At 73.2% G+C, this 19299-nt stretch carries 15 protein-coding genes; 9 read left to right on the plus strand and 6 right to left on the minus strand.

Features of this window, described 5'->3' with window-relative positions:
* Positions 1–27: 27 nt before the first annotated feature.
* Positions 28–198 carry a hydrophobic protein gene (locus QMZ92_RS31670; protein WP_109294168.1) on the minus strand — a complete coding sequence of 57 codons (171 nt, stop codon included), beginning with the start codon at positions 196–198 and terminating at the stop codon, positions 28–30.
* Between the two features lie 165 nt (positions 199–363).
* Between QMZ92_RS31670 and QMZ92_RS31675 the strand changes: the two genes are divergently transcribed.
* The 3 genes from QMZ92_RS31675 to QMZ92_RS31685 all read left to right on the plus strand — a co-directional run bounded on the left by QMZ92_RS31675 (position 364) and on the right by QMZ92_RS31685 (position 5021).
* Positions 364–537, plus strand: a complete 174-nt coding sequence (locus tag QMZ92_RS31675; protein ID WP_283301010.1) for a CsbD family protein — start codon at positions 364–366, stop codon at positions 535–537.
* Between the two features lie 837 nt (positions 538–1374).
* Positions 1375–1827 carry a MarR family winged helix-turn-helix transcriptional regulator gene (locus QMZ92_RS31680; RefSeq protein ID WP_283301011.1) on the plus strand — a complete coding sequence of 151 codons (453 nt, stop codon included), beginning with the start codon at positions 1375–1377 and terminating at the stop codon, positions 1825–1827.
* 158 nt (positions 1828–1985) lie between these two features.
* Positions 1986–5021, plus strand: a complete 3036-nt coding sequence (locus QMZ92_RS31685) for an AfsR/SARP family transcriptional regulator (RefSeq protein ID WP_283301012.1) — start codon at positions 1986–1988, stop codon at positions 5019–5021.
* Positions 5022–5045: 24 nt separating this feature from the next.
* Here QMZ92_RS31685 and QMZ92_RS31690 read toward each other — a convergent pair whose 3' ends face one another.
* Positions 5046–5249: a hypothetical protein gene (locus tag QMZ92_RS31690; RefSeq protein WP_283301013.1), complete on the minus strand. Its 204-nt coding sequence runs from the start codon at positions 5247–5249 to the stop codon at positions 5046–5048.
* A 199-nt stretch (positions 5250–5448) separates the two neighbouring features.
* Here QMZ92_RS31690 and QMZ92_RS31695 point away from each other — a divergent pair, with 199 nt between their 5' ends.
* The 6 genes from QMZ92_RS31695 to QMZ92_RS31720 all read left to right on the plus strand — a co-directional run bounded on the left by QMZ92_RS31695 (position 5449) and on the right by QMZ92_RS31720 (position 14498).
* Complete coding sequence (locus QMZ92_RS31695; RefSeq protein ID WP_283301014.1) at positions 5449–7314, plus strand: AfsR/SARP family transcriptional regulator; 1866 nt, start codon at positions 5449–5451, stop codon at positions 7312–7314.
* A gap of 94 nt (positions 7315–7408) precedes the next feature.
* Positions 7409–10711, plus strand: coding sequence for a non-ribosomal peptide synthetase (locus tag QMZ92_RS31700; RefSeq protein ID WP_283301015.1), 3303 nt, complete (start codon positions 7409–7411; stop codon positions 10709–10711).
* Between the two features lie 34 nt (positions 10712–10745).
* Positions 10746–12146: a serine hydroxymethyltransferase gene (glyA, locus tag QMZ92_RS31705; RefSeq protein ID WP_283301016.1), complete on the plus strand. Its 1401-nt coding sequence runs from the start codon at positions 10746–10748 to the stop codon at positions 12144–12146.
* Positions 12143–12829 (plus strand): DUF2461 domain-containing protein, encoded by a 687-nt coding sequence (locus QMZ92_RS31710; protein ID WP_283301017.1) that lies wholly within the window; start codon positions 12143–12145, stop codon positions 12827–12829. The genes glyA and QMZ92_RS31710 overlap by 4 nt, the downstream gene beginning before the upstream one ends.
* The gene (locus QMZ92_RS31715; protein WP_283301018.1) at positions 12826–13917 is read left to right on the plus strand and encodes a threonine aldolase family protein; all 1092 of its coding nucleotides are present in this window, start codon (positions 12826–12828) and stop codon (positions 13915–13917) included. Before QMZ92_RS31710 ends, QMZ92_RS31715 begins: the two co-directional genes overlap by 4 nt.
* Positions 13917–14498, plus strand: a complete 582-nt coding sequence (locus QMZ92_RS31720; RefSeq protein WP_283301019.1) for a GNAT family N-acetyltransferase — start codon at positions 13917–13919, stop codon at positions 14496–14498. Before QMZ92_RS31715 ends, QMZ92_RS31720 begins: the two co-directional genes overlap by 1 nt.
* A 121-nt stretch (positions 14499–14619) precedes the next feature.
* On the opposite strand, the gene QMZ92_RS31725 is transcribed toward QMZ92_RS31720, so the two are convergent.
* From QMZ92_RS31725 to QMZ92_RS31740, 4 genes are all read right to left on the minus strand, one after another.
* A complete protein-coding gene (locus QMZ92_RS31725) occupies positions 14620–15753 on the minus strand; it encodes an acyl-CoA dehydrogenase family protein (protein WP_283301020.1) in 1134 nt (377 codons plus the stop codon).
* Positions 15750–16940: an acyl-CoA dehydrogenase family protein gene (locus tag QMZ92_RS31730; RefSeq protein WP_283301021.1), complete on the minus strand. Its 1191-nt coding sequence runs from the start codon at positions 16938–16940 to the stop codon at positions 15750–15752. The genes QMZ92_RS31725 and QMZ92_RS31730 overlap by 4 nt, the downstream gene beginning before the upstream one ends.
* Before the next feature lie 190 nt (positions 16941–17130).
* A complete protein-coding gene (locus tag QMZ92_RS31735; RefSeq protein ID WP_283301022.1) occupies positions 17131–18468 on the minus strand; it encodes a condensation domain-containing protein in 1338 nt (445 codons plus the stop codon).
* A gap of 195 nt (positions 18469–18663) precedes the next feature.
* Complete coding sequence (locus tag QMZ92_RS31740; protein ID WP_283301023.1) at positions 18664–19293, minus strand: phosphopantetheine-binding protein; 630 nt, start codon at positions 19291–19293, stop codon at positions 18664–18666.
* Positions 19294–19299 lie beyond the last annotated feature (6 nt).

Below are 19299 nucleotides of genomic sequence, written 5' to 3' on the forward strand. Positions count from 1 at the left end.
CTCGGGCGGTCGGCGGCCGGAGCCGACCTACCAGCGGTACCAGCGTCCGCGGCCGCCACCGGGACCGGCCGGTCGGATGACGAAACCGAGCAGCCAGACGACGAGGACGATCGCGGCGATCCACCAAAGCGCTTCGAGAGCGAATCCAGCACCGAAAAGCAGCGCGGCGAGTATGAGAACCAGCAGCAACGGGACCATGTTTATCAACCTCCGAAGCCACGGTTGCCCGGGCTCCGCGAATTCACACCTGCGGCTTGGTCGATCAATCCGCCGTCTTTTCCCGGGTGGACCGGGCGTTTGACGGCGCGGGCCCGGGTCAGTCGACACAGTGCATCCGTCGTCGACTTCCGGGAAGTGAGAGTCATGACTGCGAACGAGAAGACCCAGGCCAGGATCGAGCAGGCCAAGGGCAAGGTGAAGGAGACCGTGGGACGCGTGGTCGGCAACGAGCGGATGACCGCCGAAGGGCGCGCCGAACAGTCGAAGGGCGATATGCGCGAGGCGAAGGAGAAGACCAAGGACGCCTTTCACCGCTGAGGCGGGGCTTTCCGACCCCGAGGCCCGGTATTCGCACGGCGGATACCGGGCCGGCCTCATTTCCGCACGAGTCACCGAAATGGCCGCCCGGCGAACGACCGCCGGAAGACGACCGCTCGCCGAAGGACCGCTCACCGACGGCACCGCGCCCGGAGGGCCCTTGCGGACCGGAGCCCGGCCGCAAGGCCGTCCGCGCTCCGGCCCGGGGCCCAGCGGTCCGCACCCGGCTCGGCGACGTCCCCCGGTTCCCTCGCGTCCGGTTGCCCCGCCCGCCCGGCCGCACTCCGGCGAGATCCGGCCGGCACGCCTCGGCCGCCGGTGAGCTCGACGGCCGCATCGATCGCGCACCCCACGATGGTTCGGCATGGGCACGGGCGTCTACACCGGCGGGATGCGGCTGCGCCGCAGTGACTACGAAGACCCCGCACTTCCGACGAGACACCCGGCGGCCCCTTCAGGTCGGACGCCGACATCAACCGGCAGACGGCTCGCGCCTGCCGTCGGCGTGACGACGGCAGCACCGAGGGCGCCTCCCCCGCCGGGGCGGCGGGCTGCCCGCCGTGCCGTCGGCCGCACGGCACCGGCCGTGGGCCGGGTGCAGACATGAATACGCTGCTCCGTTAACGGGGTTCGGCGGAGGCGGATTCACCATAAGCGGCGCGCGAGATTCCGGTAATCGAACACATCATGGACACTGCGTTCGGCCAACGGTACGGTGCGGCAGCATGTGGCCGGAACCATCGGGGGCCGCGGACCGACGGACGCTCAGTGTGTCGACTTCCTGCGGAGGGGGCCGTTTTGCGTGTCGCCAACTACTGTGAGGACGCTCCTGGTGGCGTGACCAGCGTCGACGCCCTCAGTCGGTCCGCACTCGCGGTGCTCCACCTGAACGGCAGGTTCACGGCCGAGCTCAACAGGCTGACGCTGGCGCACGGACTCAGCGCGGCCCAGTGGCAGGTCCTCAACACCATAGGGACCGAGCCGCGACCGGTCTCCGCCGTGGCCCGCCTCCTGGGCGTCACCCGGCAGAGCGTGCAGCGTACGTCCGATGTGCTGGTGAGCCGGGAACTGGCAGCCTACCGGGACAACCCCGCACACCGGCGCGCCAAACTGCTCGAGGCCACCGACGGCGGCCGGGCGGTTCTGCACGGAATCGAGCCCGGCCAGGCCGAACTGACCCGCCGACTGTGCGGAGAGCTGGGTGGGGAGGATGGATTCCGCAAGATCATCGAGGTGCTGGGGGAACTGTCGCGGGCCCTGTGCGCCGTCGCACCGCAGCCCCGTTCCTGAGTCCGCGGAAACCCCGTGGGCCACCGCGCCCCGCACGCTCCGAGGTCCACCCGCCAGGGCCGGAAATCGCCCTGCCGGCGGAGCTGTTGATGGCCGATTTCGAGTACTTCCGTATTGTACCGTCAGCGCCTTGATCAGGGTCACGTCGGGGGGACCTTTTGAACCAGCTAGTCTTCAGGATGCTCGGCCCCCTGCTGGTTCAGGCAGACGGGGTGCCGGTCCGGATCAAAGGCAGACGCCAGTCCACCGTCCTCGCGATGCTGCTTCTCTCCGCCGACCGGATCGTGTCCGTGGACACCCTGGTGGACGCGGTGTGGCCGGAGAGCCCTCCGGCCACCGCGCGCAACCAGATCGCCATCTGCGTCGCCACTCTGCGCAAGACCTTCAAGGAGGCCGGGCAAAGCGATCTGCTGCTGACGTCCCCGCCCGGCTACGTACTCGCCCGCGGTGAGCACCGCATCGACGTCGTGGAGTTCCTGCAGCACGCGGAACAGGGGCGTGACGCCGCACGCCACGGTCGGGCCGAGGACGCCTGTGCGCTGTTGGAGGAGGCTCTCAGCAAGTGGCGGGGGGCGGCCCTGGACAAGCTCTCGGGCGAGCGGATCGAGGCGGAGGCGGCCAGGTTGGAGCAGCTCCGGCTCGATCTGATGGAGGAGCGCGCCGGTCTGATGCTGGAGCTGGGCAGGCACCGGGTGCTGACCGGGGAACTCGGTGAACTCGTCGCACGGCATCCTCTGCGGGAGCAGTCGCGCGAGCATCTGATGCTGGCGCTCTACCGCTCGGGACAGCGCGCCGAGGCCCTGGAGGTGTTCCGGCTGGGGCGCCGGCTGCTGAACGAGGAGCTGGGCATCGAACCGGGGCCCGCGCTGCAGCAGTTGCACGATCTGATCCTGCGCGACTCACCCGAGCTGTCCCGCCCGCCCGCCACCGCTCCGCCCGCGTCGGTCAGCGTCCTGACGGTGCCAGCCCAACTGCCCGCGGACGTCATGCGGTTCACCGGGCGGCAGCAGGAGTTGGCCGCGCTCGACCGGCTGCTCAAGGAGCCTTACCATCCCCACGCCCCCGCTCTGGCCACGGTCGTCGGCGTGGGCGGGGTGGGGAAGACGGCACTGTCCGTCCACTGGGCGAGTCAGGCTGCCGACCGCTTCCCGGACGGTCAGCTCTTCGCCGATCTGCGCGGCTACGACGAGGAGAACCCCCCGGTCTCCCCCACCGCCGTACTCGACCGCTTCCTGCGCGCACTCGGGGTGCCGGCTCCGCAGATCCCGGAGGAGCTCGACGAGCGTGCGGCGCTGTACCGGAGCCTGCTCAGCACGCGCAGAATGCTGGTCCTCCTGGACAACGTACGGTCGTTCGCGCAGCTGCGGCCCCTGCTCCCGGGCGGCGGCCGCAGTGTCGTCCTGGCCACCGGGCGCGAGGTCCTGGACGATGTGACCGGCGACTACACGGCGCTGCGGATCAGGCTGCGCGTCCTCCCGCCCGCCGAGGCCACCACACTGCTCACCAAGATCGCCGGTGCCGACCGCTTCGGCAGCGACCCGGTGGGGCTCGAGCAGCTGAGCGCGCTGTGCGACTGCCTGCCGCTGGCGCTGCGGATCGCGGGAGCACGGCTGGCGGCCAAACCCGGGCTCACGGTGCGCGGGCTGGTCGAGAGACTGCGCGACCAGCGGCGTCGGCTGGACGAGCTGAGCCCGGAGGAAGGCGGGGTCCGGGCCGGCTTCCGGCTGACCTACCGGGACCTGTCTCCGGACGCGGCCCGGATGTACCGCCGGCTCGGACTGCTGCGCACCCCGGACTTCGCGGCGTGGGCCGCCGCCGCCACGGTGGACACCAGCCTGTGGCGGGCCGAGGAACTGCTCGACCAACTCGTGGACGCCCAGTTGCTGGAGGCCGTGGAACCGGTACCGGGCAGGCCCGCCCGGTACCGGTTCCAGGACCTGCTCCAGCTCTTCGCGCGCGAGCGTGCCGAGGCCGACGAGACGGAGGAGCAGTGCGACGCCGCGCTGGAGCGCGCTTTCGCCGCCTGGCTGTGGCTCGCGGAGGAGGCACATCGGCGGCTGGACGGCCGGGACTTCCCGGTGGGCCGTCCGGCACAGCGGGCACCGGCCTGCCTGCCCGGTGCCGCGGACGAGTTGCTGGCCGCACCGCTGGACTGGTTCGAGTCCGAGCGGGCCGCGGTCGCGGACGTGGTGGCGCACGCGGCCGAGACGGGCCGGGCACGGTACGCGTGGGCCCTGACGGAGAGCGCGGTGCCGCACTTCGAGACGCGCAACTACCTGGAGGACTGGCAGCGTTGCGCCGACGCGGCCCTGACGTCCGCCCGGCGCGCCGGCGACCGGGTGGGCGAGGCCACCATGCTGCGCCTGCTGGGCTCGCTCGCCATCTACCAGCGGCGCTACGAGCAGGCCGAGGGCTGGAACATGGCCGCTCTGCGTCTCCTGCGGGGCAGCGACGACGTCCACGGGGCGGCGCTCGCCCAGCGGAACCTGGCGATGTGCGCCAGGCTCCAGGGCGACTGGGACCGGGCGCTGCAGTTCTGCCGGGCTGCGCTGGAAGGCTTCTCCGAGGTGCACGACACCCGCAACCAGGCCCATCTGCTCGGTTATCTGGCGCAGATCGAGCTGGACCGCGGTCAGGTGGGGCAGGCGCTCCCCCTGGCCGTGGAGGCGGTGGCGCTCAGCCGGCGGTCCGGGTCTGTGCGCGCGGAGACGCAGAACCTGTACCGGCTCGCGGAGGCGCGGCTGTGCGTGGGTGAACTGGACGACGCGGCCCAGTCCTTCCACGAGGTGCTGCAGTTGTCCCGCAAGGAGGGCGACCGGGTCGGCGAGGCCCACGCGCTGCGCGGACTCGGCGAGACGCAGTGGAGCCAGGGCCTGCTCCCGGCGGCCGAGAGCACGCTGAGGCAGGCCCTGGAGATCACTGAGGAACTGTCCGACCGCTTTCTGTACGCGCGGGTGGAGACCGACCTCGGCTGTGTGGAGGCGCTGGACGGCCGGCACTCGGCAGCGGCGGAGAGGTTCGAGCGGGCCCATGCCGCGCTCGGCGAAGTCGGGGCCCAGCCCTGGCGGGAGAGGGTGCTGAGGCTGCTCGCCGCGCTGCGCGGCGAGCCGGGCGGGGCGGGTGCGGCCGCGGGGACGGAACGGTGCTTCACACCCCGGATGTTGCGGCTGCTCCTGGCGGACCGGTCCGACTGAGCCGGTCCCGGAGGATTCGGGGACTCAGCCCCAGGGCATGTCGTCGTCGGCGGCCGCGGTCGGCCCCGTCGGCGTGACGACGCCCCAGGGCATGTCGTCGGCGTTCGCGACCGTTGTGGAGTGCGCGGTGAAGCCCAGTCCGGTGCCGGCGCCGGCGCCCGTGATGAGCCCTGCCAGTACGAACAGACCGGCCATCGTCGCCCGCTTCGCCGTCCGAGTGCTGCGCATTGCGATTCCCCCTCATCGGTGGACCGTCATTGCCGCTTGCTGCGGTACGAACGGACAGTAGGGACGCCTCCTTTCGATCCCTTGTCCCACCGATTTCACGCGTCGGGACCCCCGTGAAACCGACACGATATCGAGAAAATAACGCACCCCTCTAGCGTCGTCCGGAGATTCTTCGCGTGAATCACGAACGGGGCTGCCCATGGAATTCCGAGTGCTCGGGCCGGTCGAGGTCCGCCGGCACGGGAGCAGAGTGCCGCTCTCCGGCACCAAGCTGCACACCGTGCTGGCAGCGCTGCTGATGGCCCGCGAGGAGGTCGTCTCCGACGACCGGCTGAGCCGGCTGCTCTGGGGCTGGACGCCGCCCGCCACCGCGAGCGCCCAGCTGTACACCTATGTGTCGAGGCTGCGGAAAATCCTGGGCGACGACATACTCATCGACCGCAGGCCACCCGGATATGCCATGGCCATAGGCAATTCTTCGCTCGACCTGATCGAATTCGAGGAACTCGACCGGGAGGGTCGGGAAGCGCTTTCCGCGCAGGACCACGAAAAAGCGGGAGATCTTCTCCGGGGGGCCCTCGCGCGGTGGAACGGCCCTCCCCTGGCGAACACGACGGACCATCTCGCGGCCGCCGAGGCCCCCTGCCTGACGGAGGCGCGCGCCGTCACCCTGGAGCACCGGATCGCCGCCGACCTCGCGCTGGGCCGCCACGAGGAGATCACCGTCGAGCTCACCGGTCTCGTGGCGGAGTTCCCCCTGCGGGAGCGCATCCGCTGCCAGCTGATGACCGCGCTGTGCCGCTGCGGACGGCAGGCCGACGCGATCCACCTCTACCACCACGGCCGCGCGGTGCTGGCCGAGGAACTCGGCGTCGACCCGGGCGAGGAACTGCAGGCCACCTACCGGGCACTGCTGGACGGCTCCCTGGTGCGGCATCCGCGGCGGGCCGGCACCGCGGCGTCGGAGCCCGCCGGCCGCCGCCAGGACGACCAGGACACCCATGGCGTACCCGCCACGCTGCCCCCGGACACGGCGGACTTCACGGGCCGCGAGCGCGAACTGGGACTGCTGTCCCGCGCGCTCGCCCCGGACACCGCAGCGGCCGACCGGCCCCGCAGGGTGCTGGTGACGGGGATGGCCGGGGTCGGCAAGACCGCGCTCGCCGTACACGCCGCGCACCGCTGCAAGCGGCACTTCCCCGACGGGCAGCTGTACGCCGACCTGCGTACTCCGGACGGCACCGCGCGGCCGGCCGGCGGGGTGCTGCTGCATCTGCTGCGGGCACTGGGGCTGGCCGTCGGCTCCGGGGTGGCCGACGACACCGACGAACTCGTGCGTCTCTACCGGGAGCGCACCGGCGGCAGGCGGCTGCTCATCCTGCTGGACAACGCCGCGAGCGCGGCACAACTCGGGCCGCTGCTCCCCAACACCCCCGAACCGGCCGTCCTCGTCACGGGACGCACCGCGCTGCCCACCGTGGCCGGGGCCCACACCGTGGCCCTCGATCCGCTGGAGGACGGACCGGCGCTCCAGGTGCTGGCCGCGGCGGCAGGGCCGGAGCGGATCGCCGCCGCCCCCGGCGCGGCGGCGGTCATCGTGGAGCACTGCGCGGGGCTGCCGCTGGCACTGCGTATCGCGGGCACGCGGATAGCGGCCCGGCCGCACTACGCGCCGGACCGGTTCGCGCGGCGGCTGGCGGACCCCGAGACCCGGCTGCGGGAGCTCCACTCGGGCGACCTGGACGTGCAGGGCGCGCTGCTCGCCTCGTGGCGGGCACTGCGGCCGGATGCCCGCCGGGCTTTCCCGGACCTCGGCGGCCTGGGCCCTGAGCCGTTCCCCGCGGTGCGCGCCGCCGGTTTGCTGGGGTTGCCCGAGGGGGAGGCCGAGCTGCTGCTGGAGGCCATGGCGGACGAGGCGCTGCTGGAGGTGAGCGGCGCCGACGAGTGGGGCCGGCCCTGCTACGTGTTCCACCCGCTGGTGCGGCTCTTCGCCCTCTCCCTTCCCGACGACCGGGCGCAGGGCGCACCGGCCGGACGGTTCCGTGGGGGCGTAACCGGTGGCTAACCGGCGCGGCCTACCCTCGCTCCGCCCGGCGGAGCGGCGACGTCTCTGCAGTCCCGGCCCGATGAATTCCCTTTAAAGCGAGTGGAGTTGGACCATGACCGAGCTCTTGCACGGCCCCGCCGACAGCGCCGCCCCCTTCCCCATGACCGAGACGCAGCAGGCGCTGATGATCGGGCGGGGAGAGGGCGTCGAGCTGGGCAGCATCGGCTGCTACGGATACTTCGAATGGGAGCGCGAGGACCTGGATCCGAAGCGGTTCGCCGCCGCCTGGCGCCGGGTCGTCGCCCGCCACGACATGCTGCGTGCCGTCGGAGCGGCCGACGGCACGCAGCACGTGCTCGTGGAGCCTCCCCCGTACGACACACCGGTGCTGGACCTGCGCGGGCTCTCCCCCGACGACGCCGAGCATCGGCTCGCCGAACTGCGGGAGGAGATGAGCCACCGGGTGTTCCCGGTGGGGAGCTGGCCGCTGTTCGACCTGAGGTTCGTGCTGCTGCCGGGCGAGGGGAGCAGGGGTCGGGTCCATCTGGGCATCGATCTGCAGGTGCTGGACGCCTCCAGCGCCTTCCAGGTGCTCTTCCCGGACCTGATCGACCTGTACGAGGACCCCGGGGTCGAGCTGCCCGATTCCGGCCTCACGTTCGCCGACTACGCGCGCTGGCGTGCCGACGTCATGCCCGGCACGGAGGCGTTCCGCGCGGCCCGTGACTACTGGCTGGAACGAGTTCCCCAGCTCCCGCCGGCGCCTTCGCTGCCGAAGGGCGGGGGCGGCGGGGCCGGGGTCCGCTTCGAACGGCACGAGCACCGGCTGGCGCCCGCGGACTGGGACCGCCTCGGGAACGTGGCGCGGGAGGCGGAGGTGACCCCGTCGGTGCTGCTCACCGCCGCGTTCGCCGAGGTGGTCCGCTGCTGGGCCGAGGAGACCGACTTCACCCTGAACTACCCGGTCTTCGAGCGCCCCCGGGTGCACGAGGACATCGGTTCGGTGCTGGGGGACTTCACCAACGCCGTGATGCTGGCCGCGGACGGTTCGGGCGCCACCTTCCTCGACCGGGCGCACGCCCTGCGCGACCAGCTCCGCCGGGACACCGAGCACGGTTCGTTCAACGGCGTCCGGGTGCTGCGCGAACTGACCCGGCTGCACGGCGCCGGCGCACAGGCCGGGATGCCGGTGGTCGTCACCAGCCTGCTGGACTACCCGGCCCGCCGCCCGGTCACCGACCTGGGGCACGAGGTCTATTCGATCTCGCAGACCCCGCAGGTGTCGCTCGACGTCCAGTTGCGCGAACTCGGCGGGGAGCTGCGGATCATCTGGGACTACGTCGACGGCGCCTTCGCGCCCGGGTTCACCGAGGCGGCGTTCGGGGCGTACGTCTCGCTCGTCCGGCGCCTCGTGGAGGAACCGGAGTGCCTGCACAGCCGGCGCTTCGACCTGATCCCCCCGGCCGAGCGCGAGCTGCGCCGCCGGGTCAACGACACGGCGGGCCAGATCCCGTACACCACCCTGCACGAGCTGTTCGCCGAACAGGCCGCCCGCACACCGGACGCCGAGGCGGTCGTGGACGCCGGACGGCGTCTCACCTACGCGGAACTCGCCTCCTACGCCTGGCGGATCGGCCGCAGGCTGCGGCAGCACGGCGCGCAGCCGGGCGAGCTGATCGCCGTCGTGATGGAGAAGGGCTGGGAACAGTACGCCGCGGTGTACGGGATCCTGGCGTCCGGCGCGGCCTATCTGCCGCTCGACGCCGCCCTCCCTCCCGATCGCCTGCGCAGGCTCCTGGCCCACGCCGGAGTGGACAAGGTGCTCACCCAGTCGCGGCTGGAGTCCCGGATCGGCTGGCCGCCGAACGCCCACCGCTACCGCGTGGACGAGGACTTCGAGATCGGCGACGCCGGACTGCCGGAGGTCGCGCAGACCCCGGCCGACATGGCGTACACCATCTTCACCTCCGGTTCGACGGGCGAGCCCAAGGGCGTCATGGTCGACCACATCGGTGTCGTCAACCTGATCCACGACGTGGCCCGGCGGTTCGGGGTGGACGGGGCCGACCGGTTGCTGGCCGTCTCCGGTCTGCACTTCGACGCGTCGATCTACGACGTGTTCGGCGTGCTGACGCAGGGGGGCACCGTCGTCGTCCCGCCGCCGTTCGAGCACGCCGAGCCCGACGTGTGGGCCGACCTGGTGTCCGCGGAGCGCGTCACGCTGTGGAACTCCGTGCCGGTGCTGATGGAACTCCTCGTCGGCGAGGCGGAGGTCCGCGAACGGCGCGGTGGCGGACGGCCGCTGGAGTCCCTGCGGCTCTCGGTGCTCTCCGGCGACTGGATCCCGCTGACCCTGCCGGACCGGCTGCGCGCCCAGTGCCCCCGCATCCAGGTGGTGGGCTCCGGCGGCCCGACGGAGACGATCTGCTGGTCGCTGTTCCAGCCGATCGGTGAGGTCGACCCGGCCTGGTCCAGCATCCCGTACGGCAAGCCCATCACCAACCAGCGGTACTACATCGTGGACGGCTCCGCCCATGAGCGCCCGCTGGGTGTGGTCGGCGAGATGGCCGTGGCCAGCGACGTCGGGCTGGCGCTCGGCTACCTGAAGAACGAGGAGCTGACCCGCAGCCGCTTCGTGGCGCTGCCGGACACCGGTGAGCGGGCCTATCTGACGGGGGATCTGGGGCGCTACCTCCCGGACGGAAGCATCGAGATCCTGGGCCGCGACGACTTCCAGGTGAAGGTCCAGGGCCACCGGATCGAACTCGGCGAGATCGAGGCGGCGCTGCGGCAGGACGAGCGCGTCGCGGCGGCCGTGGTGGTCGCCCCCGCCAGCGCCCACGGCGTCCGGCGGCTGCACGCCTACGTCGTCGCCGGCCGGGAGAGCACGGGTGAGCAGATCCTCGCCCGGCTCTCCGAGCAACTGCCCGCGTACATGGTCCCCTCCGCGCTGACCGTGCTGGAGGAGCTGCCGCTCACCCGCAACGGCAAGGTGGACCGGTTGCTGCTCGCCTCCACCGCCGGCAGCCGCCAGGCCGCCGACGACTCCGCGACGGCCGACGTGGCGGCGGAGCCGGGCGACGCGCTGGAGCTGGTGCTGTGCGCGGCCGTCGCCGACATCCTCGGCCTCGACCGAGTCGGTCCCGGCGACAACTTCTTCAAACTGGGCGGCGATTCGCTGAGCGGAACCCGGCTGGCCGGCCTCCTCCAGGACCTGCTGGGGGTGCCCGTGCCCGTCAAGACGGTGTTCCGCACCCCGGTGCTGGCGACGCTGGCCGCGCGGATCGCCGCCGACGAGAAGCACGGCGCCGAGGCGCTGGCCGCCGCGGAGGCCCTCGGTGCGCTGCCCGAGGAGGACGGTGCGGACATCCCCGCCGGGACGCCGGACCGGCCCGGGGGCGCGGCCCGCGCCTGACCGACGACCACAGGAACTCCACGAGGGGACAGCCATGACGTTCACCCTGCCCGCGCCGCTGGGCGCCCCGGCCGCCTGCGGTGCTCCGGCGGCCGCGGGTCCGCGGCCGGAAACACCCGACATGATCACCTTCGCCGGACACGCCGCCGCCCGGCTGCGCCGCACCGACGCCGTCCTGTACGAGCTGCTGAACCGGGAGGCGGACCGTCAGAACAACACGCTGATGATGGTCGCCGCCTCGAGCGTCGCCGACCCGTCCGTGCTGGCCTGTGGCGGAAGCACGCTCGGGAACCTCACCGCCGAGGGCTACCCGGGCGGGCGCTACCACGCCGGCTGCTCGGTCGCCGACGAGATCGAGCGGCTGGCGGTCGAGCGGGCCCGTGCGGCGTTCTCGGCCCAGGACGCCATCGTCCAGCCGCACTCGGGGTCGTCCGCGAACCTGGCGGTGCTCACCGCCCTGCTCGCACCCGGCGACACCCTGCTGGGCCTGGACCTCGACTGCGGAGGGCATCTCACCCACGGCTCACCCGCCTCGGTCAGCGGCCGCTACTACAACGCCGTGGGATACCGGCTCACCCCCGAGGGGCTGCTGGACTACGACCGGATCCGCGATCTGGCCCTCACCCACCGGCCCAAGCTGATCGTCTGCGGCGCGAGCGCCTACCCGCGCAGCATCGACTTCGCCCGCTTCCGGGAGATCGCCGACGAGACGAACGCCTATCTGCTCGCCGACATCTCGCACATCGCGGGGCTCGTCGCGGCGGGACTGCACCCGAGCCCCGTCGACCACGCCCACATCACCACCACGAGCACCTACAAGCAGCTGTACGGCCCGCGCGGCGGGCTGATCCTGCTCGGCCGTGACGCCGGCAGGTCGGGGCCCGAGCGCGGGACGCTCGCCTCGACCATGCGCCGCGCCGTGTTCCCGTTCACCCAGGGCACCCCGGACCTCGCGTCGGTCGCGGCCAAGGCCCGGGCCCTGGACTTCGTGGCGGGACCCGAGTTCGCCGAGCTGGCCAAGCGGCTGGCGGACGGGGCCCAGGCGATCGCCGAGCGGCTGTCCGAGCGCGGCCTGCGCCTGGTCACCGGCGGCACGGACACCCACATGGTGCTCATCGACCTGCGCCCGGCCGGCCTGACCGGTGACGTCGCCGAGGAGGCCCTGGAGTCCTGCGGCATCGTCGTCAACCGCAATCGCGTCCCGGGCGACACCACGCCCGTGCGGACCACCGCCGGACTGCGGCTGGGCAGCAACACCCTGGCGGCACGCGGCATGGACCGCAACGCGGCAGGCGAGTGCGCGGACCTGGTCGCCGACGTCCTCGACGCCCTGCGGGCCGGCTCCGGAGTGCTCCCGGCCGAGGCGCGCGCGGCGGCACGGACCCGCGTCGACGCACTCTGCTCCCGCCACCCGCTGCCGGGGTACGGATCGTGACGTTCAGCGGCTTCCCTCCCTCGGCACCGCGCCTGTACGAGGCGCTCGCCGCCGACAACTCCAAGGAGTCGTGGCGGGCGCGTCATCGCGCGGTGTACGAGAGGGACGTCCGGGCCCCCATGGAGGAGCTGGCCGGCGAACTCTCCGCGCACTTCGCCGAGTACGCGGGCGGGGTGCGTCTGCTCGGCCCGGTCCGGGACACCCGGATGTCCCACGACAAGTCCCCGTACAAGACGTACCAGGGCGGGTACCTCGACGTACTGCCCGCGCTGGGTTTCTGGCTGCATCTGGACCGGGAGGGGCTGTACGCCTCCGGGCGCTGGTACCCGTACGGGGGCGCCGAGGTCGCCCGCTACCGCACCGCCGTCGGGGAGGAGGCGGACGGCGCGGAACTGGCCGCGATCACCGCCCGGCTGACCGGTCTGGGGTTCACGATCGGCGGCGACAGGCTCGCCACCCGGCCGCGGGGTGTGCCGGCGGACCACCCCCGGCTGGAGCTGCTGCGGCACCGCAAGATCGATGCCGGACGGCGGCTCGGACCGGGCCCCGCCCTCGGCTCGGCCGCCGCCGGCGCCTTCGTCCGGGAGACCTGGGAGCTGGTGCGGCCACTGCTGGACTGGGCCGCGGTCCGCGGGCTGACACCGCGACCGCGACGCGACCGAGGAGCTGACACACCGTCATGACCATGGAGACCGTCGATCTGCGCAGCGACACCGTGACCCGTCCGACGCCGGCGATGCGCCGCGCGATGGCCGTCGCCGAGGTCGGCGACGACCTGTTCGGGGAGGACCCCACCGTCCGTGCGCTGGAGGACCGCCTGGCCGGCCTGTTCGGCTTCGGCGGCGCCCTGTTCGTCCCGTCGGGCGTGATGGCCAACCAGATCGCGCTGCGTCTGCTCGTCGCGCCGGGCCAGGAGGTCGTCTGCGACGCCGAGGCCCACATCCTGGCCCACGAGGAGGGCTCGCCCGCCCGGTACGGCGGGATCCAGACGCGCACCGTCCCCGGTGAGCGGGGACTGCTCGGGGCCGATGAACTGGAGGCCGTCCTGCGTCCGGGCAACGCCTACACCGTCGGCACCCGCGCGGTGGCGCTGGAGCAGACCCACACCCGCGGCGGCGGCGCCGTGTACCCCGTGGAGACACTGCGCGCGATCCGGCGGGTGACCCGGGGCTCCGGGGTCTCGGTGCACATCGACGGCGCCCGGATCTGGAACGCGCACACCGCGACCGGAACGCCGCTGGCGGAGTACGGGGCCCCGGTGGCCGACACCCTGTCGGTGTGCCTGTCGAAGGGGCTCGGCGCCCCGGTCGGCTCCGTTCTGCTCACGGCCGCCGAACACCTTCCCACGGCCCGGTCGTTGCGGCACGGTCTGGGAGGCGGCATGCGGCAGTCGGGGATCCTGGCAGCCGCGGGCCTGCACGCGCTGGACCACCACCTGGAGCGCATGGCCGAGGACCACACCCACGCGGCCGTGCTCGCGACGGGACTGCGGGACGCCGGATGCGCGGTGCGTCCGCAGGAGACCAACGTCGTCCTCGTCGACACACCGGACGCCGAGGAGGTCGTGGCCGGGGCGGCCCGGGAGAGGGTCCTGGTGACCGCGCCCGGTCCACGGACGGTCCGGCTCGTCACACATCTGGGTGTCGGACGGCAGGCCTGCCGTCGTGCCGTGGGGGTCCTGGCGGCCCTCATGGGCGAGGGTCGCCGGACGAGGGGCGTTCCCGCGTCCGCGGGACACGCACAGCAATGGAAAGAGAGCGAAGTAGCCTGATGAGTTGGGAAGTTCTACCGGCGACCGCCGAACGATGGGACGACGTGCGGGCGGTCCTGCAGCCGCGCAAGAGCGCGCACACCTGCTGGTGCATGGCCTGGCGGCTGACCACCGGCGACTACGGGCGGATGACCGCCGACGAGCGGGGCGCGCACCTGGGTTCACTCGTCGAGGCGGGCAACCCGCCCCCCGGAGTGCTCGGCTATCTCGACGGGGAGGTTGCCGGCTGGTGCAATGTGGCGCCGCGCAAGCACCTGGACCGGCTCACGTCGTCGAAGACGATCACGCCCGTCGACGACCTGCCGGTGTGGTCCGTCACGTGCTTCGTCGTGCGCAAGGAGTTCCGCGGCAAGGGCGTCGCGTCCGGTCTGCTGGAGGGCGCGGTGGAGCACGCCCGGGCCAACGGCGCCCCCGCGGTGGAGGGTTACCCCGTGGACCCGGAGGGCGGTCGGGTGAACGCGACGCTCGCGTACGTCGGCACGATGGAGATGTTCGAACGGGCGGGCTTCCACCGGGTCCGCAGGACCGAGGCCAAGAGCGACAAGCGCTATCGCTGGGTGATGCGCCGCGACCTGGACTGAGCGTCCCGTGGCGCTGGGGTCCGCCGTCTCGGCGGGCCCCGGCGCCACGGGAACGGGCCGGCGAGGACGGCGCGTAGCCAGGGGCTCCCGCACCGGCGGGAGCCCCTCTCCGTGCGTCTTCTCAGGCGGTGTGCGCGGCGATGTCCCACAGCTGGGTGGGGCGGCCGCAGCGCAGTGCCTCCCAGGCGGCCCGCCGGTAGCACCCGGCCACCAGCCCGTCCCTGAAGAGCCCGGAGGCCCCGTGCAGATGGACCGCGTCACGGGTGACGTCCAGCGCGGTCTCCGCGGTCAGGGCGATCAGCCCTGCCGCGTCACCGGGGCCGAGCCGGTTCTCGTCGAGGTCCTTGGCGGCGTCCCCGACCGCCCAGCGCACCGCGTCGAGACGGGCCAGCAGACCGGCGACCCTCAGCCGCGGCCCCTGGTGCTTCACCAGTGCCTGACCGAACTGCCGGCGGCTCCTGATGCGGGAGACGACCGCCGTCAGCGCGGCCGCGGTGACGCCGGCGAGCAGCGACGCCTGGTGGACTGCGGCGCGCAGACCCGCCCGGGCAAGCGCCTGCTCGGCCGCTATCCCCCTCAGGACGACGGACCCCGCCGGTATCCGGGCTCCGCCGAGGACGGCGCCGGAGACCGCGCCGCCGCCGTGGTCCCGCAGCGCGCGCAGTTCGACCCCGGGGGCCGACGGGTCGACGAGGGCGACGCACGGCCCGTCGGGCCCGGAGGCCAGGACGAGCAGCGAGCCGGGCTCCACACCCGCGGCGAAGGGCCCTGCGGAGCCGGTCAGTACGACACCGCCGTCGTCACCGTCGGGCTTCCAGGTGATGCCGGGCGGTACCGAACCGCGCGGGTCGGGCAGCCGGCCCGGCACGGCGACGGGGTGCGAGCCGTCCCTGACCCGGTCCAGCAGGCCGTCGAGGCCCTCCGGGGCGAGCGGACCCAGCCCGGACAGCAGGTCCAGCGCGAGGAAGGTGTCGGTGAGCGGCACGGGCTGCATCGCGTTGCCGCCCTCCTCGCAGACCATGGCGACGACGGCCTGGCCAAGGTCGAGGCCGTCCATGCCGATGGGCAGGGCGAACTCCCAGGCCCCCACGCCCGTCAGGGCCTCCCACGCGCTGTTGGGTGTGGCGGCGTCGATCTCCAGGCCCTGCCGGACGGTGAGCCGGAGTTGCCGGAAGAGGGAGTCCTCGTCCTCGCGCTCCCGCCACCGCTCCACCGGTGGCCTGCCGTCCGCCGTCCGTTGTGCTGCGCTTGTCAAGGCCGTACCTCCGCCCCTGAGTCGAGACGCAGCCGGGCCAGCGTCTCGAGCATCATCTCGGCGGTGCCGCCCGATATCCGCATCCCGGGGGCTTCCCGCAGCGCCGAGTCCAGTGGATGTGCCACCCCGTCGGTACCGGGGTCGTCGAGGGTCATGCTGTGGTCGCCGTCCAGTTCGGCGGCCCACCAGGCGACCTCCGCGGCGAGTTCGGTGGTGTACCACTTGGCGGCCGCCGCCTCGTCCTCGTTGAGCTCGCCGCGGTCCAGCCGGGTCAGTACGCGCCGTACGAGCGTGCCCGCCGCCAGGAGGCGGGCGTTGAGCTTGGCGAGGCCGATCTGGTCGTGCTGGCCGGACTGCAGCCGGTCGGTGTGGGCTTCGAGCCGTTCCACGGCGGCGCGGTACCAGCGCAGGGCCTTGACGTAGTAGTCGAGTCCGGTCCGTTCGAAGGCGAGCGTCTTGACGACGATCGCCCAGCCCTGGCCCGGCTCGCCGACCACGTCGTCGGCGGTGACGGCCACGCCGTCCAGGGTGACCTCGTGGAAGGCGTCGTCACCGATACCGGGAACGGCGGTGATCGTCACGCCCTGCTGGGCCAGGGGCACCAGGAACAGGGTGAAGGCGTCGTTCTCGGCGCGCGCGAGGCACAGTCCGTAGTCGGCGAGGCCGGCGAACAGCGAGTGGACCTTGGTGCCGTAGAGCTTGTAGCCGCCGTTGCCGTCGGAGACGGCGCGGGTGGAGAGGATGTTCAGGTCGGAGCCGGCCTGCGGCTCGCTGAAGAGCACGCAGCCGAAGGCGGTTCCGGCGGCGAAGCCCGGCAGATGACGGGCTCTCATGGCGGCGCTCGCGACGTTGAGGAGGGTGGATCCGACGATCTGCACGGTCAGGGTGTGCAGCAGGTCGGGCACGTCGTGCATGGCCAGTTCCTCGACGAGTACGGCGGCGGCGACCTGGCTGACCCCGCGGCCGCCGTACTCCTCGGGCCACTGCGGGGCGAGCAGTCCCGCGCCTCCGAGTGCCCGGTGCACGGGACGGGGATCCCTGCTGCGCCGGGCGGCGGCGACGGGTGCGGACACCAGGACGTCGTGGATCTCCTCGCGGAGGGCTCGCATGGGTGTGCGGGGCGCACCCTCACCGGAGCGGACGAGGCCGCAGTCGGCGGGTGCCCGGTAGAACTCGGTGGTGAGCAACGGTTACTCCCAGGGGCTAGTGCCGCGTCAGGCAAGGTTTGCCCGACAAGGAGCGGCGTCGGGTGCGGTGGATCGCAAGGCGCCGGGTCGACCTCGTAGTGGGCCTACTCGGTTGACTCGGCAACGCCGCGAGTCGCCGTGCCGGGCGCCGCGACAGGGCGAACGTTGCCTGACGCGGCACTTGGGCGCGTCAGAGGGTGGTCCCGGGGGACGCGGCGGCACGGGCGAGGACGTCCTCGACTCCGCCGAGCAGCGCGGTCACGTCCTCGGGACCGGCGGCCCTGCGGTTGAACTCGGCCGTTCCGCCGATCTCGCCGTCGCGTTCGACCAGGCCGACGCAGGCCAGGGTGGCGGCGGGGTCGGTGCTGTACAGCTCCAGGTGGTGGGCGGGCGGACCGGGAAGCTGCCCCACCTCGATGCCGGGCAGGCCGAGGGACACGGCGGGATAGTTGTGCAGGGCGAACAGGACGCCGTACGGCTGTGTCCCGCCGGTGAAGAGCTCGTCCACGGGGAGCCGTTGACGGCTCAGCCCGTCGGCGACCGCAGTGCGGGTGCGGTGGAGCAGTTCCACGAAGGAGGGGCGCCCGGACAGGTCGATCCGGATCGGTACGACCGTCGTGAACTGTCCGACGGCCCCCTCGAGCGGCCCGGCGAAGCGGCCCGCCGCCGGCGTGCCGACGACGGCCTCGGTGGTCCCGTCGCGCCGGGCCAGGACGACGGCGAGGGCCGCGACGAGCGTCATGAAGGGGGTGGCGCCCTCGGTGGCGCCGAGAGCCAGCCCTGCGGCGAGGGGGCTGCCCGGCCCGCGGTCCAGGCGTACCGGGACATGGCCCCGCTCGAAGCCGCCGGGTGCCCGCGGCGGCGCCGGGCACCTGGCGAACGCGGCGCGCCGGTCCGCCAGTTCGGCGGCGCCGTCCGGGGATGCGAGCCAGCGCCGCTGCCAGTCCGCGTGATCGGGGAACTGCAGCGCCGGCGGGGCGAGGCTTCCGGGGCCCTCGCGGTAGCCGGTTGCGAGGTCGTTCAGGAACACCCCCGAAGACCAGCCGTCGAAGACGCCCAAATGAGAGGCGAGGACGAGGACGTGGTCGCCCTCGCCGAGCGTCAGCAGCCGGAACGCGCTGGTGCGGCCGCTCTCCAGGGACAGCGGTGTCGCGGCGCTCTCGGCCAGCTGGGCGCGTACGGCGTCCCGCCGCGCCGCGGCCGTGCGGTGCGTCAGGTCCGTTCGGGTCAGCCGCAGGCACGGATCCTCGTCCACCGTCAGCAGTGGTCCGCCGCCGTCCGCGGGCTCCGTGATCCGGCAGCGCAGTGCCTCGTGGCGCGCCAGTACACCGGTGAGCGCCTCGCGCAGCCGCCCCGTGTCGAGTCGTCCGGTGAGCCGTACGGCGTGCGAACCGGTGCCGCTGCTGCCCGCGGTGCCGAGCCGCTCGCGCCTCAGGAGCCGGGCCTGGAGCGCGGTGGCCGGCACCGGGCCCGTGCCGGTGCGCGGGGCCGGCCGGGCGGGGACGGGGCTCCGGGCCGCGAGCAGCATCCGGGCGAGCTCCCGCTTGCCCTCCGGCAGGGCGGCNGGCCTGGAGCGCGGTGGCCGGCACCGGGCCCGTGCCGGTGCGCGGGGCCGGCCGGGCGGGGACGGGGCTCCGGGCCGCGAGCAGCATCCGGGCGAGCTCCCGCTTGCCCTCCGGCAGGGCGGCGAGGGCCCGGTCGACCCCGGTCCCGGTGTCGGCGGTCATCGCCCGCCGTCCGGGTTCTGCAGCGAGTCGAGCAACGCGGCGGCCTCCTCGTCGCTCATGTTCTCGATCTGGTCGAACACCGCCAGCAGCCGGTCCTGCTCGCCGGCCGCCTCGGCCCGGGCGGTGCGGACGAGGTCGGCGAGTCCGGCGACCGTCGGGCGGCTGAAGAAGTCGGCCAGCGCGATGTCGATGCCGAAGACGGCGCGGACCCGTGAGACGACGATCGTCGCCTGGAGCGAACTGCCGCCGAGGGCGAAGAAGTCGCCCTCGACGTCGGGGCTGGTCCACTCCAGCAGCGGGGTGAGGATGTCGCGACAGATCTGCTCCTCGACGGCGTCGCGCGGGGCGGTGCCGCCCGCGGCCTGGTCCACGGGCAGCGGCAGCGCCGCGACGTCGACCTTGCCGTGCGGGGTGAGGGGCAGATCGTCCAGGACGACGACCACCGGCACCATGTAGCCGGGCAGCCGGGACGCGGCGTAGGCCCGCAGTCCCTCGGCGTCGGCGACCTCGGAGGCGTACCCGCCGGCCTGTTGGGCCGTGACGTACGCGGCGAGGACGGGCTCGCCCCCGGCGCCGGGCCGGGCGACGGCGACGGCCTGCTGCACGGAGGGGTGACCGAGGAGCACGGCCTC

This window comes from Streptomyces sp. HNM0645 (assembly GCF_030056615.1).
GTDB classification, from domain to species: domain Bacteria; phylum Actinomycetota; class Actinomycetes; order Streptomycetales; family Streptomycetaceae; genus Streptomyces; species Streptomyces marianii.

Excerpts from the sequence above, each read along its gene's own strand:
- QMZ92_RS31715 (WP_283301018.1), top strand. The coding sequence starts at position 12,826 with ATGACCATGGAGACCGTCGATCTGCGCAGCGACACCGTGACCCGTCCG.
- QMZ92_RS31735 (WP_283301022.1), bottom strand. The coding sequence starts at position 18,468 with ATGCTGCTCGCGGCCCGGAGCCCCGTCCCCGCCCGGCCGGCCCCGCGC.
- QMZ92_RS31675 (WP_283301010.1), top strand. The coding sequence starts at position 364 with ATGACTGCGAACGAGAAGACCCAGGCCAGGATCGAGCAGGCCAAGGGC.
- QMZ92_RS31670 (WP_109294168.1), bottom strand. The coding sequence starts at position 198 with ATGGTCCCGTTGCTGCTGGTTCTCATACTCGCCGCGCTGCTTTTCGGT.
- QMZ92_RS31700 (WP_283301015.1), top strand. The coding sequence starts at position 7,409 with ATGACCGAGCTCTTGCACGGCCCCGCCGACAGCGCCGCCCCCTTCCCC.
- QMZ92_RS31690 (WP_283301013.1), bottom strand. The coding sequence starts at position 5,249 with ATGCGCAGCACTCGGACGGCGAAGCGGGCGACGATGGCCGGTCTGTTC.
- QMZ92_RS31695 (WP_283301014.1), top strand. The coding sequence starts at position 5,449 with ATGGAATTCCGAGTGCTCGGGCCGGTCGAGGTCCGCCGGCACGGGAGC.
- QMZ92_RS31720 (WP_283301019.1), top strand. The coding sequence starts at position 13,917 with ATGAGTTGGGAAGTTCTACCGGCGACCGCCGAACGATGGGACGACGTG.
- glyA (WP_283301016.1), top strand. The coding sequence starts at position 10,746 with ATGACGTTCACCCTGCCCGCGCCGCTGGGCGCCCCGGCCGCCTGCGGT.